Source organism: Streptococcus sp. NLN76 (assembly GCF_015686645.1).
In the GTDB taxonomy this organism is placed as follows: Bacteria; Bacillota; Bacilli; order Lactobacillales; family Streptococcaceae; genus Streptococcus.
This window is the reverse complement of the sequence record NZ_JADPMS010000046.1, coordinates 1-12,555: the sequence shown is the minus strand read 5'-3', so window position 1 is coordinate 12,555 and position 12,555 is coordinate 1. Positions and strand designations below refer to the sequence as shown.

The window sequence follows — 12,555 nt, the reverse complement described above, 5'->3', positions numbered from 1 at the left end:
CTATTTCGTAGTTGCTTCTTTACTTGATTTGGCATTCTATCCACCTCCTTGAGCCTAAGTATAGCAAAAAAAGATTTCGAAAGCTCGATTTAGGAGCTTTCGAAATCCTTAACTTAATGACATTGTCACAGTTGAATGGTTTTTTCTTATAGACGTTTCAAATTTTCTTAAACCCTTGTCAGGGTTCAGGATTATTTAGGATGTTGTGGATGAGGAGTACTCTTTCGCCGTCTGTGACGTTTTAAAAGATTGTAGAAAGCTACTTTTGATAAGCTTGATGTAAATGACTAGCAGTCACAATCTCTCCAGCATGAGCAGATTCCAATTCATTTTGTAAAAATTCAGCTTCCTCTTCAAAAGATAGATAAGCGTTACGTCGACCTCCACGCCTATCTTTTGTTAGAGCTGATAAACCATCTGATTCATATTTAGTGACCAATCGCCAAACTATATCATGAGATAGTTTGAGTAATTGTTTAATTTCTGAGTAGGTTTTATCCTGACTTCTAAAATACACGGCTTGGATACGCTTATGAAAAGGAGCTAGTGACTTATCTTTAAGGGCTATTTCTAATTCGTTAATATGTTCCGCTGTAAAAACCACACAGCCGCTATATTTTAGGTTCTGAAGCTGATCACGTTTTAGGCAGTCTTAAACTCCCTGTAATTGAAGGAGTTCTTCGATTTCGGCTAGGTTTTCTGCGCGTGAGATGGCACCGCGTAGTTTGGCTGCACCAGAGCTACCACGGAGGTAGTGGGGAGCGAGGCCACGGAATTCGCGGATAGCGACGTACTCACCTTTGAGGTCGATCAAGCGACGGAGGTGTTCGTAGGCAATGCGCATCTTGTCTTCGAAGCTAAGGTCTGGGAGGAGTTCTCCAGTTTCCAGATAGTGGTTGATTTGATTGAAAATGTAGGGGTTCCCCATTGCGGCACGTCCGACCATTACGGCATCGGCACCGACCACTTCCAGGCGTTGTTTGGCATCCTCAGCTGTTCGGATGTCTCCATTAGCGATGAAGGGGATTTTGGTGAGGGCTTGAGCGACTGTCTGCAAGGTTTCTAGATCGGCTACTCCGGTATACATTTGTTCCCGGGTCCGTCCGTGCATAGCCAGTGCATCTACACCAGCGCTTTCGGCTGCGAGGGCATTTTCAACAGCTAGGCTTGGGTCAGCCCAACCCGTCCGCATTTTAACAGTAAGTGGGATATCTAGATGGGATTTAACCGTCTTAAGGATGTGGTAGATTTTGTCTGGATCCTTGAGCCATTTGGCACCGGCTTCGTTTTTCACAACCTTGTTCACAGGACAGCCCATGTTGATATCCACAATGTCGGTCCGAGTGTTTTCTTGGATGAACTCGGCAGCGCGTGACAGACTATCTGCGTCGCTTCCGAAAAGCTGGATCGACACAGGGTTTTCCCCCTCGTCGATGTGGAGCATGTGGAGCGTTTTTTCGTTGTTGTATTGGATTCCTTTATCGGAGACCATTTCCATGACCACGAGACCAGCTCCAAGTTCCTTGGCAATGGTTCGAAAGGCCGAGTTGGTTACCCCAGCCATTGGCGCTAGGATGGTCCGATTGGGGATCTCGACATTTCCAATATTGAAAGGTTTATTCAGATTTTTCATTGATGAGTTCCTCTAAATCTTTATCGGTAAATTTATATTCTTTTTGGCAAAATTGACAGGTGATTTCTGCACCCTGATCTTGGTCTGCCATCTCTTGCAAGTCCTGATTTGGAAGGCTAGCTAAGGCGTTTAGGAACCGTTCCCGACTACAGTCACAGTTGAAAGTGACCTTTTCTTCGCTCAGGCGGGTAAATTCATCTTCCCCATAAATAGCCCCCAGCAAGGCTTCGATATGGTCATCCGATTCCAAGAGAGTCGAAATGGCAGGCATTTCTTGGATGCGCTTTTCAAAGCGAGCGATATCTGCCTCCTTGGCACCAGGAAGAACCTGAAGCATGAAGCCTCCAGCCACCTTGACCTTGTCGTTTTCGTCCAACAAGACATTGAGTCCGACCGCTGATGGTGTTTGTTCACTCTCAGTAAGGTAGTAGGCTAAATCTTCCCCGATTTCCCCACTAATCAATGGAGTTGTGGACGTATAAGGATTGCCCATGCCGTAGTCTGTGATGACGATAAAGTAACCATTCCCCATGAAAGGTCCCACCAAGACTTCTCCAGTTGCGGTTTTCTTGATGTCTACTCCGGTATTTTGGATGTAACCTTTGACATGCCCCTTGCTGTCGGCAACGGAGATAATGTGGCCGAAAGAAGAATCCCCGATGATCTTTTGGGTCATCTTGGTATCGCCTTTTTGATTGGCGGCAAGTAGTAAATTGGAGATGAGGGCACGACCGAGAGCTACTGTGGAACTGGCCATGGTTTGATGGGCTTCTTGAGCAGCACGCACCGTTTCAGTCGCATCGATGACAAAAGCGCGAAAAGCGCTATTTTTTGCGGTTGTTTTGATTAAAGTATCCATGTCTTCCATTATAGCAAAAATCCCAAAAATTAAGCATTTGACAATCGGAGAAAATGAGTTGTGAAGAATGACAATGGGGATTCGTTTTCCAGTTGATTCTTAACTTAGTTGAGGTATTTCAAGTCAATTTGTCTAGTTCGTAATGGAAGTTACTATACATTTGTAGTACAATGAGAGCAAAAGAAGGAGGTAAACCTATGGGAAAAACTGCAACTATCAATGTTCGTGTTGATGAAGCTGATAAAATTGCCGCCGAACAAGTCTTACAAAAACTAGGACTGCCCATGTCAACCTTGATTAATCTGCTGCTGAAACAAGTGGCAATCAAGAAAAGTGTTCCATTTGATTTATCCTTGGATAAAGGACCTAGACGAATTCAGGTTGACCACTTAACCTCCCAGGAGCTGAAAGATATGCTGGTTTCTGCTTACAAAGAAGCAGAAATAGATCCCGGGCGTAGTCTATCTCAAGTTATGGAAGATTTTGAAAATAGGTGGAAATGATAAAAGAGGTTGGGGCGCTAGACCCAACCTCTTGGCTGTTTATTAATGATACCCAACCCACAAAAGTAGGAAGAATGGGGCGTAGAGGGCCACGTAGAGCCATTTGAGGCGAACGATAATGGCCACTAATTCCCGTAAGAAGGCACTGGGGATGTAATAACTGGCTGTGTTACATCCAAGTCCATCACCTTTCATGCCGATTTGTTGGGCGTAGATGCTGGTTCGGAAGACATGGTAATCATTGGTGACAAAGAGGAAGCGTGGGTCTGTGACCAGTTGTTCTCCTAATTTCTTTGAGTAGAGGAGGTTTTGGTAGGTGTTGACCGAGCGATCTTCTAAGATGATGGCTTCTGCTGGGATGTCGGTGGTTTCAAGAATGTAGTTTTGAATGGCTTGGGCTTCGCTAATTTTCTCGTCAGGTCCCTGACCTCCGCTGGCAATGAGTTTGACAGCGGGATTTTTGGATCGACGATAGGCCTCGATGGCTTTATCTACCCGCTTCCGGAGCAGAGGAGTTACCTTTTCGCCTCCTAGGAGACCCGCCCCATGGATGATGATAAAGTCATATTTTTTCTTTTTGGGCAAATGCAAATACAACCAAGAATAAATCAAAAATCCAGTAAAGGTAATCCCAAAAAGGATATAGGTGTAAATGGCGATGAAATAGGGGATATCGAGGAGCGGGTGTTGGAGGAAAAATTCATAATAGGTTAGCCGCACGAGGACGAGGGCATAAAAGAGCACCACAGCAAGGCCCAGAAAGAGGGAGAAGTAGTTGGCCTTGGAGCGCCCCTCCTTGCGGAGAAGGACGAAACCATTGTAAATGAGGAAGAATCCACCGGCTAAAATCAGCAAAGGCAGGAGTATGAAGAGGACTCCTGTGAAAATATTGCTGATGGTTTCCAAGCCTAACTCGGCGCTCAGTTGGGCTAGGTAAAGATAGCTGAAGATGAGGAAAATCATCATCACGATGGGGTTGAACAGACTGCGATTATCCCGGAAAAAAGACCAGGTTAGCATGTATCCCCAACAAAGAGGATTGGGAATGGCAAAGATGGTTAAAAAGAAGAAGGGCAACATCTGCCAGATGGAGATTTGTTCCCGCTCAGGTCGCCAAACATTCCAGAGGAGCATCAGGGAGTAGGCTAACCCCAAAGGCCAGGTTGGGTAAAGGGTTTGGATAATTCCAGTTACTCCCAAGAAGATGGGAGTGAGGTTAGTATTAGGCTTTTTCCAGTTCAGATAGCCAAAAATACCGGCTGAGATCCAGCCGAGAATAAGAAGGTAGAGTTGATTCATGGTCAATCCTTTATTTGTTTTGCTTCCTAAATTATACCATGAAAAAATGGAAGAAACCTTACGTTCTTGGAAGAATAGGGGGTTCGTTATTAAGTTCCTCATCTAAAGTCCTTTGGTAATAATCAGCGGAAGCATCACAACCAAGAATTCGGAAAATCGAAATGGCTTCCTTCATTTTGGCAATTCCCTCGGACTTGGAATCTTGTTTGCATTGCTCCCAGCCCCTAGCCCAGTGATGGACGATGCGAAAGTAGGTCTCGTTTTCGGTATAAAAATGCTTGTGGATATAGTTGTTAAAAATGGCTGCGTGTTCGAAATCCTCTTCCCCGATGCAACGGAGATAACCGTTTAAAAGCAAGGTGTGGATTGTGTTTCGATTGTGTTTGATGTCTTTGAGGAACTCACTTCGGTTTAACAGTTCTTGTGTGTAGCGGGTTAGGAGCGGAATTGACAGTAGGGTTGAGCAGTAGGAAAAGAGGGTCAGTTCATAATGTCCCCAAATATCAATTGTGAATAAAAAGTTATGGAGGAAGGTCTCCTCCTCCTTGGAAAGAAGAATAGCATCGTCAATTCCACGCATATAACCTTTTAGAATCAGGCAGTGCAGCGCAGCCGTCTGATTGTCGGGATCTGCCTGCCAATTTTTCCTATTTTCCTGATACATTTTTTCTAGATGGTCTATGTCAGCGCCTAGCATTTGGTCGATTAAGTGGAAAAGCGGACTTTTGGTGTGATGTTTAATCACCCAGAAAAAGAAATTCATCGACTTCCGTGTGCATGGCTTCTAAGGCTTTGAAAAGGGCTGTGGCCGATAGGTCGTTTTTCCCATTTTCAAAACGAGAGAGCTGAGCAGGGGAAATAGTATCCCCTGCGACTTGCCTAAGGGATCGTTTTTTGGAATGGCGTATTTGCTTAAAAGCGCTTCCTAATTCGTTCATGGGCTTCTCCTAAAGAATTGTTAGTATCAGTATACCAAACAAGTACAAATTAGGAAGTTAGGGTTTTTATGGCAGCTGATCGCTGAAAAAATCCGCTAGATTTCTAGCGGATTAATAGATTATAAGGTATCCAAGGCCTGAATGGCAGATTGGTAATCGGGTTCTTGGTGGACATCTTCGAGGTATTCGACATAACGAACCGTGTTGCTTTCATCGAGAATCAGAACGGCGCGCGAGAGGATGTGCCATTCTTCCATGAGAAGACCGTAGCTTTTTCCAAAGGAATTGTCAAAGTAATCAGAAAGCATAACCGCTTGGTCTAGACCCTCGACCCCACACCAGCGAGCTTGGGCAAAGGGAGTGTCGATGGAAATCGTAATAATGGCTGTGTCCTCGCGATCCGCAAGGTTGCCATTGAATTGCCGAGTTTGTACCGAACAGACTCCTGTATCAATGGATGGGACAATGCTAAGAACCTTTTTCTTTCCCTGGAAATCAGCTAAACTAACTTTTTCTAAATCCTTGTTAAGGAGGGTGAAATCAGGAGCCAAATCTCCGATTTGGGGGCGGGTACCGATAAGATGGACTTCTTGTCCGAGAAATTGTGGCATAGGGAACTCCTTTCTTTTCTTTCATTTTATCCTAAATGTGGGGAAAAAGCTGATGAGGTGATTTCTTTTAAGGGGGAAATGTTGGGGGCTGTTCGTTGAGCTTTCCACCCTGACATTCTTGTCATGTTGGGGATTGCCTATTTATGGTATGATAGTAGGAAAAGAATGGAGGTTTCATATGGTACGTCGACAAGATGATTTTTATGATGCAATCAATGGTGAGTGGGCTGCGACTGCGGTTATTCCTGAGGACAAATCTCGCACAGGTGGTTTTATGGACCTGGCAGATGAGATTGAAGAGCTGTTCTTGGAGAAAACGGATCAGTGGTTGGCAGGTGAGGATCTACCTGAGGATTCTGTTTTGAAGGAATTTGTAGCTTTCCATCGCTTGGCTTCGGATTATGAGAAGCGGGATGCAGATGGTGTTGCTCCTGTCTTACCCCTCCTAGAAGAATATAAGAACCTGACTTATGAGGACTATCGTCAGCGTCTGGCGGAGTTTGAGATGGCGGGGACACCGAATTTCCTTCCTTTTGGTGTCGCTCCGGACTTTATGAATGCTCGGATTAATGTTTTGTGGGCAGATGCGCCTGGAACTATTTTACCGGATACTTCTTATTATGCGGAAGATCATCCGCAGAAAGAAGAGTTGTTGGCTCTTTGGCGTTCTTCTATGGAGGAGCTTCTGGCTAAATTCCCATTTACTGACGAAGAAATTGCGGATCTCCTTGATAAGAGCTTGGAATTGGACCGTCGGATTGCGGGAGTGGTCCTTTCTAGTGAAGAATCATCTGAATATGCGAAACTCTACCACCCTTATGCTTGGGAGGATTTTAAGGCCATGGTTCCAGAGCTTCCGTTAGGTGATGTTTTCCAAGAAATTCTTGGTCAGGAACCGGATCAAGTGATTGTACCAGAAGAGCGTTTTTGGAAGGCTTCTGAGCTTTTCTATTCAGAAGAAGCTTGGCCATATCTTAAGGCAAGTCTGGTCTTGGGAGTGGTTGGGCAAGCGGATGCCTATTTGACAGATGAGATTCGGGTCTTGTCTGGTGCCTATAGTCGGGCCCTTTCTGGAACTCCTGTTCCAATGAGTTCGCAAAAGGCTGCTTATTACTTGGCACAGGGACCATTCAATCAAGCCTTGGGTCTCTGGTATGCGGAGCATTACTTCTCTCCGGAAGCAAAAGCGGATGTGGAAGCTAAGATTCAGCAAATGATTGAGGTTTATAAGCGTCGCTTAGAGAACAATGATTGGTTGAGTCCAGAAACTCGTGAAAAGGCCATTGTTAAACTCAATGTCATTCGCCCTTACATTGGATATCCGGAAGAACTACCGGCTTATTATGCAGACAAGAAAGTAGATCCAGCTCTATCTCTCTTCGAGAATGCCCAAGCTTTGGGACGTGTTTCCATCAAACACGCCTGGTCCAAGTGGAATCAGGAAGTGGACGATAAGGAGTGGGGAATGCCTGCCCATATGGTCAATGCCTACTACAACCCACAGAAGAACCAAATTGTCTTTCCAGCAGCGATCTTGCAGGCTCCATTCTATGATTTGAACCAATCTTCCTCTGCCAATTACGGTGGAATTGGAGCCGTTATTGCCCATGAAATTTCCCATGCCTTTGATACCAACGGTGCCTCTTTCGATGAAAACGGCAGCCTCAATAATTGGTGGACCCAAGCCGATTATGATTCCTTCCAAGAAAGAACCCAAAAAGTGGTGGATCTCTTTGAAGGACAGGATTCTTATGGCGCAAAGGTCAATGGTAAGTTAACCGTGTCGGAGAATGTCGCGGATCTTGGTGGACTCTCAGCAGCCCTCGAAGCAGCTAAGCAAGACCCAGACTACTCCGCTCAAGCCTTCTTCGAAAACCACGCGCTTATCTGGCGCATGAAAGGCCGGGAAGAATTCATGCAAATGATGGCAGCCGTGGATGTTCACGCACCAGCTAAACTGCGTGTCAACCTCCAATTGCCAAACTTCGATGAGTTTTTCCAAACCTTCGATGTTACAGACCAAGATGGCATGTGGCGAGACCCAGCCGATCGCATTCAGATTTGGTAAAAAAACGAGGACAAAAAAGCATCCTGTCTCGAATTTGAGACGGATGCTTTTTTCAGGCTTTATCTAAGGGAACGACTGCCAGCGTTTTGCCCAGACTGGCTAAAACTTTTAGGACAGTATCCAATTGTGGACTGGTTTTACCGGTCTCCATCCGAGCTATGACCGGTTGGCTGACGCCGGCGAGTTCACCGAGCTTTTGTTGGCTGAGTCCTTGTTCATTAAGAAGCTATGTAAGTTTAGTTTACTCTCTATTTACATTCTATCAAAGACTTAACGTGTTTTTAGAATAATTAGTATCTTTTACATTTCCTCATTCCAACAAATCTGCGGGAATCGCTTGGCTGCTCTACTTTTTTCATGGTATAATAGGGGTAATTTATTGTTAAAGTGAGGCAGATGATGAGCTTTTATAATCACAAAGAAATTGAACCGAAATGGCAGAAGTTCTGGGCGGAGAATCAAATTTTCCGGACTGGAACGGATGCGGATAAACCGAAGTTTTATGCTTTGGATATGTTCCCATATCCGTCTGGTGCGGGTCTTCATGTAGGGCATCCAGAAGGTTACACAGCAACGGATATTTTGAGTCGTTATAAGCGCGCTCAAGGCTATAATGTTCTTCACCCAATGGGTTGGGATGCTTTTGGTCTTCCTGCGGAGCAGTATGCTATGGATACGGGGAATGACCCTGCGGAGTTTACAGCGGAGAATATTGCTAACTTTAAGCGTCAGATTAATGCGCTTGGTTTCTCTTATGACTGGGATCGTGAGGTGAACACTACTGATCCGAATTATTACAAGTGGACGCAGTGGATTTTTACCAAGCTTTACGAGAAAGGCTTGGCTTATGAAGCTGAAGTGCCGGTTAACTGGGTCGAAGAGTTGGGGACTGCGATTGCCAACGAAGAGGTGCTTCCTGATGGGACTTCTGAGCGTGGGGGGTATCCGGTTGTCCGCAAGCCAATGCGTCAGTGGATGTTGAAGATTACAGCCTATGCGGATCGTCTGTTGGAAGACTTGGAAGAGTTAGACTGGCCTGAGTCTATCAAGGATATGCAGCGGAACTGGATTGGTAAGTCTTCTGGGGCGACTGTTCATTTTAAGATTAAGGGGCATGAGGAGACTTTCTCTGTCTTTACAACCCGTGTAGACACGCTTTTTGGGGCTAGTTATGCTGTTTTGGCTCCGGAGCATGCCTTGGTGGATGTGATAACAACACCTGAGCAGGCAGAGGCAGTGGCTGAGTACAAGCGTCAGGCTAGTCTCAAGTCTGACTTGGCTCGGACAGATTTGGCCAAGGAGAAGACGGGTGCCTTTACGGGTGCTTATGCTATCAACCCTGCCAACGGCAAAGAAATTCCAATCTGGATCGCTGATTATGTCTTGGCTAGCTACGGAACAGGTGCGGTGATGGCGGTTCCTGCTCATGATGCGCGTGACTGGGAATTTGCGAAGGTTTATGATCTTCCGCTCCTCCCTGTTATTGAAGGTGGCGATGTTGAGAAGGAAGTCTATACCGGAGATGGGCCGCATATTCATTCGGAGTTTTTAGATGGTTTAAATACCGAAGAGGCTAAAGCCCGCATGACGGCATGGTTAGAAGAAAAAGGGATGGGCGAAGAGACCATCACCTACCGTCTACGTGACTGGCTCTTTAGTCGCCAACGTTATTGGGGTGAACCAATTCCGATCATCCATTGGGAAGATGGGACTTCCACAGCTGTTCCAGAAGACCAGCTACCGCTTGTCCTTCCAAAAACAGATGATATCAAACCATCTGGTACTGGGGAAAGCCCATTGGCCAACCTCACCGATTGGTTAGAAGTAACACGTGAAGATGGTGTCAAAGGGCGTCGGGAAACCAACACCATGCCGCAATGGGCTGGTTCCAGCTGGTATTACCTCCGCTACATCGATCCTCATAACACAGAGAAATTAGCCGATGAGGATTTGCTCAAGATGTGGTTGCCAGTCGATATCTATATCGGTGGTGCCGAGCATGCCGTTTTACACTTGCTCTATGCCCGCTTCTGGCACAAGTTCCTTTATGACCTCGGCGTGGTACCAACCAAGGAGCCATTCCAAAAACTCTTTAACCAAGGTATGATTTTGGGAACCAGTTATCGTGATGGCCGAGGTGCTTTGGTCGCAAGCGATAAGGTTGAAAAACGAGATGGATCCTTCTTTAATATTGAGACCGGTGAAGAGTTGGAACAAACACCAGCTAAGATGTCCAAATCCCTCAAAAACGTCGTCAACCCTGACGATGTGATTGAGCAATTCGGGGCTGACACACTGCGGGTTTACGAAATGTTTATGGGGCCATTGGATGCTTCCATCGCTTGGAGTGAAGAAGGTCTGGAAGGAAGTCGGAAATTCTTGGATCGGGTTTACCGCCTCATCACCAGCAAGGAAATCACTGACCAAAACGATGGTCAGCTAGACAAGGTCTACCACGAAACCGTTAAAGCTGTAACCGAGCAGATTGAAGACTACAAGTTCAACACAGCCATTGCCCAATTGATGATCTTCGTCAATGCGGCTAATAAGGCTGACAAGCTCTACAAAGGCTATGCCCAAGGCTTTGTTCAACTCTTGGCACCATTCGCGCCACACTTGGCTGAAGAACTCTGGCAAACCTTGACTGCTTTAGGCGAGTCCATCAGCTATGTAGCATGGCCAAGCTATGATGAGAGCTTCTTAATCGAAGACGAAGTTGAAATCGTCGTTCAAATCAAAGGGAAAGTCCGCGCCAAACTCATGGTTGCCAAAGACCTTTCCAAAGAAGACCTCGAAGCAACAGTCCTCGCCAACGAAAAAGTTCAATCCGAAATTGCAGGAAAAGAAATCATCAAAGTCATCGCAGTACCAAACAAACTGGTTAATATTGTGGTGAAATAACCGAAAAGTGAAAACCTTCCAAGGCAGAAAGGCCTTGGAAGGTTTTTGTAGGTGAAGAATGGATTATTTTAGGATAGGCTACCTGGGTTTTCCTGACGTCTTACTTGTTATCGTAGCGGATGTGATATCTGGCTTATTGCTCTATTTCATCTGCAAATGGCTGGATAGCAAGGAAAAATAAGTTTGCCAGCCTAAATGCGCTCGTTAATCAAATTTGAACGTAAAAACCCCTAGAACTGCGGCAACAGTCTAGGGGTTTGGCGTTGCTATGAACGTTTTTCCTGTAACTTTATTGTACAGGAAGGATAGGTTTTGTCAAATGTTAGGGTTCCTGTGTACCTCCTTTTACATATCATATCTGTGTTTCCCCACAAAAACTACCAGTGCTAAAGAACAGATAAATCCAATCAATAAGATCCAGTTAAGCGGGAGAAGAACCAGAAGGGTAGAGAAACACAATTGGGCTAGAAGGATACTTCCTTGTAAAAAAGTTCCAATACTTGCGTTAAGAATTCCTAGACGTTCAGTGGGTAGATGACTGAGTAAAAATGCAGATATTTTCGGACCGACACAGCCCATCAGGTTCCCATGAGGGTGATGCAAACGAAAACAGGCCAAGCTTGTTGCAGAATCAGGAAACCAAATAGGGGAAGGGATAGGACCGCTGTTAAAAAGATAAACCTTGATAACTTCCAACCCTTAAGTGCAGTACTCACTAAGATGTTTCCCAGTATTGAACTTAGGGAAATGAGAATAGAGATGCCAGCGACAGTGGCAGCGGGGTTAATAATGGAAAAGGATTCGTTAATAGCCATAATGGCTAAAATAAGTGGAATGAGAATGGAAAACAAAGCATTGATACTGGATAGGATCGTTATTAAGGGTAGAATTTGAGGGGATTCTCGAACATCTTTTAGAGCTTGTTGGAACATAGCGAAAAATGGCTGTGGCTTGCGAGGAGTGCTGTCTTGATAAGATAGAATTTTATCGAGTTGTGTTTTAAACAGGAAAAGAATTCCAGCAGCTAGGAGAAAAGTTCCTGCATTGAGAAAGGCGAGCTGGCTAAAAGAAATCCAGGTTACTAAAATAGCTCCCATTGCTTGAAATAGGATTGCGGCACTAGAAACTACTCCTTGACTGGTGCCTAAGATTTGTTCTCTATCAGCTTCGGGAAGTAGCTGTACTTGAATTGGAAGAAAGAGACTATTTTCATATTTACCAGCTAGGTCAGAAAAGAAATTGATAGCAACCAAACTGATAACGAGGATGAGGGCAGGATTAAATTGTAGGAGAAAACCGGCTCCAAGATAGAGCAGAAATCGGAACAGTTGACTACTAATGATGGCTAGCACTTTCTGCTGAGTCTGATCTGCCCAATAGCCGAGAAAAACGCTGAAAATAATAGGAAGAGACTCAGAAATGCTGACGAGCGCAATCGCTGCTTGTTTTTCAGGCACCAGCAGAATATAGTTCATGAGGGCTAAACTGTAGAGTGTATCACCTAAATCTGAAATCAGATTACTGAAAAAGGTAGCGGTGTATAATTTGTACTTCTTAAGATTCATCTTGTTCTCCTTTATTTTTTCTCCATTATAAGTCTGATTTAGGGGAGTGACTGGTGTTAGTATGATTTCATGGACACGATTTGGTAGAATTATCTCAAACCAAAGGAGAAGTCCATATGTCACAAAAGTATAGTAAAGAATTCAAAGAAACCATCGTAAGCCTTTATGAAACCGGTAA

The 12,555-nt window shown here is 44.9% G+C and carries 11 protein-coding genes and 1 pseudogene; 3 read left to right on the top strand and 9 right to left on the bottom strand.

Going from position 1 to position 12,555, the window contains the following annotated elements:
• Positions 1–259 precede the first annotated feature (259 nt).
• The 3 genes from I1A59_RS08080 to hslO are packed head-to-tail and all read right to left on the bottom strand — an operon-like array spanning position 260 to position 2,492.
• On the bottom strand, positions 260–604 hold the full coding sequence (locus I1A59_RS08080) for a helix-turn-helix domain-containing protein (protein ID WP_196092268.1): 345 nt from the start codon (positions 602–604) through the stop codon (positions 260–262).
• Between the two features lie 48 nt (positions 605–652).
• Complete coding sequence (dusB, locus tag I1A59_RS08075) at positions 653–1,633, bottom strand: tRNA dihydrouridine synthase DusB (RefSeq protein WP_196092267.1); 981 nt, start codon at positions 1,631–1,633, stop codon at positions 653–655.
• Entirely contained in the window at positions 1,617–2,492 is an 876-nt protein-coding gene (gene hslO / locus I1A59_RS08070) for an Hsp33 family molecular chaperone HslO (protein WP_196092266.1), read from the bottom strand. Before hslO ends, dusB begins: the two co-directional genes overlap by 17 nt.
• Positions 2,493–2,689: 197 nt before the next feature.
• Between hslO and I1A59_RS08065 the strand changes: the two genes are divergently transcribed.
• Positions 2,690–2,995: a type II toxin-antitoxin system RelB/DinJ family antitoxin gene (locus tag I1A59_RS08065; RefSeq protein WP_196092265.1), complete on the top strand. Its 306-nt coding sequence runs from the start codon at positions 2,690–2,692 to the stop codon at positions 2,993–2,995.
• A gap of 42 nt (positions 2,996–3,037) precedes the next feature.
• Here the strand turns inward: I1A59_RS08065 and I1A59_RS08060 are convergent, their stop codons facing one another.
• The 4 genes from I1A59_RS08060 to tpx all read right to left on the bottom strand — a co-directional run bounded on the left by I1A59_RS08060 (position 3,038) and on the right by tpx (position 5,843).
• Positions 3,038–4,015, bottom strand: coding sequence for a YdcF family protein (locus I1A59_RS08060; protein WP_196092270.1), 978 nt, complete (start codon positions 4,013–4,015; stop codon positions 3,038–3,040).
• A 337-nt stretch (positions 4,016–4,352) separates the two neighbouring features.
• A complete protein-coding gene (locus tag I1A59_RS08055; protein ID WP_196092264.1) occupies positions 4,353–5,039 on the bottom strand; it encodes an Rgg/GadR/MutR family transcriptional regulator in 687 nt (228 codons plus the stop codon).
• Positions 5,032–5,232 carry a helix-turn-helix transcriptional regulator gene (locus I1A59_RS08050; RefSeq protein WP_196092263.1) on the bottom strand — a complete coding sequence of 67 codons (201 nt, stop codon included), beginning with the start codon at positions 5,230–5,232 and terminating at the stop codon, positions 5,032–5,034. Before I1A59_RS08050 ends, I1A59_RS08055 begins: the two co-directional genes overlap by 8 nt.
• A 119-nt stretch (positions 5,233–5,351) precedes the next feature.
• A complete protein-coding gene (tpx, locus tag I1A59_RS08045) occupies positions 5,352–5,843 on the bottom strand; it encodes a thiol peroxidase (protein WP_196092262.1) in 492 nt (163 codons plus the stop codon).
• A gap of 178 nt (positions 5,844–6,021) precedes the next feature.
• Between tpx and I1A59_RS08040 the strand changes: the two genes are divergently transcribed.
• On the top strand, positions 6,022–7,911 hold the full coding sequence (locus tag I1A59_RS08040; RefSeq protein WP_196092261.1) for a M13-type metalloendopeptidase: 1,890 nt from the start codon (positions 6,022–6,024) through the stop codon (positions 7,909–7,911).
• A gap of 52 nt (positions 7,912–7,963) precedes the next feature.
• Here I1A59_RS08040 and I1A59_RS08035 read toward each other — a convergent pair.
• Positions 7,964–8,131: pseudogene (locus I1A59_RS08035) on the bottom strand (helix-turn-helix transcriptional regulator); the annotation flags it as partial.
• A 179-nt stretch (positions 8,132–8,310) separates the two neighbouring features.
• Between I1A59_RS08035 and leuS the strand changes: the two are divergent.
• On the top strand, positions 8,311–10,812 hold the full coding sequence (gene leuS, locus I1A59_RS08030; RefSeq protein WP_196092269.1) for a leucine--tRNA ligase: 2,502 nt from the start codon (positions 8,311–8,313) through the stop codon (positions 10,810–10,812).
• A gap of 578 nt (positions 10,813–11,390) precedes the next feature.
• Here leuS and I1A59_RS08025 read toward each other — a convergent pair.
• Complete coding sequence (locus tag I1A59_RS08025) at positions 11,391–12,377, bottom strand: MFS transporter (RefSeq protein ID WP_196092260.1); 987 nt, start codon at positions 12,375–12,377, stop codon at positions 11,391–11,393.
• Positions 12,378–12,555: the final 178 nt, after the last annotated feature.

What these genes read in the sequence shown, in the direction of transcription:
- tpx (WP_196092262.1), bottom strand. Translation starts at nt 5,843, where the DNA reads ATGCCACAATTTCTCGGACAAGAAGTCCATCTTATCGGTACCCGCCCC.
- hslO (WP_196092266.1), bottom strand. Translation starts at nt 2,492, where the DNA reads ATGGATACTTTAATCAAAACAACCGCAAAAAATAGCGCTTTTCGCGCT.
- dusB (WP_196092267.1), bottom strand. Translation starts at nt 1,633, where the DNA reads ATGAAAAATCTGAATAAACCTTTCAATATTGGAAATGTCGAGATCCCC.
- I1A59_RS08050 (WP_196092263.1), bottom strand. Translation starts at nt 5,232, where the DNA reads ATGAACGAATTAGGAAGCGCTTTTAAGCAAATACGCCATTCCAAAAAA.
- I1A59_RS08060 (WP_196092270.1), bottom strand. Translation starts at nt 4,015, where the DNA reads ATGCTAACCTGGTCTTTTTTCCGGGATAATCGCAGTCTGTTCAACCCC.
- I1A59_RS08065 (WP_196092265.1), top strand. Translation starts at nt 2,690, where the DNA reads ATGGGAAAAACTGCAACTATCAATGTTCGTGTTGATGAAGCTGATAAA.
- I1A59_RS08040 (WP_196092261.1), top strand. Translation starts at nt 6,022, where the DNA reads ATGGTACGTCGACAAGATGATTTTTATGATGCAATCAATGGTGAGTGG.
- I1A59_RS08025 (WP_196092260.1), bottom strand. Translation starts at nt 12,377, where the DNA reads ATGAATCTTAAGAAGTACAAATTATACACCGCTACCTTTTTCAGTAAT.
- leuS (WP_196092269.1), top strand. Translation starts at nt 8,311, where the DNA reads ATGAGCTTTTATAATCACAAAGAAATTGAACCGAAATGGCAGAAGTTC.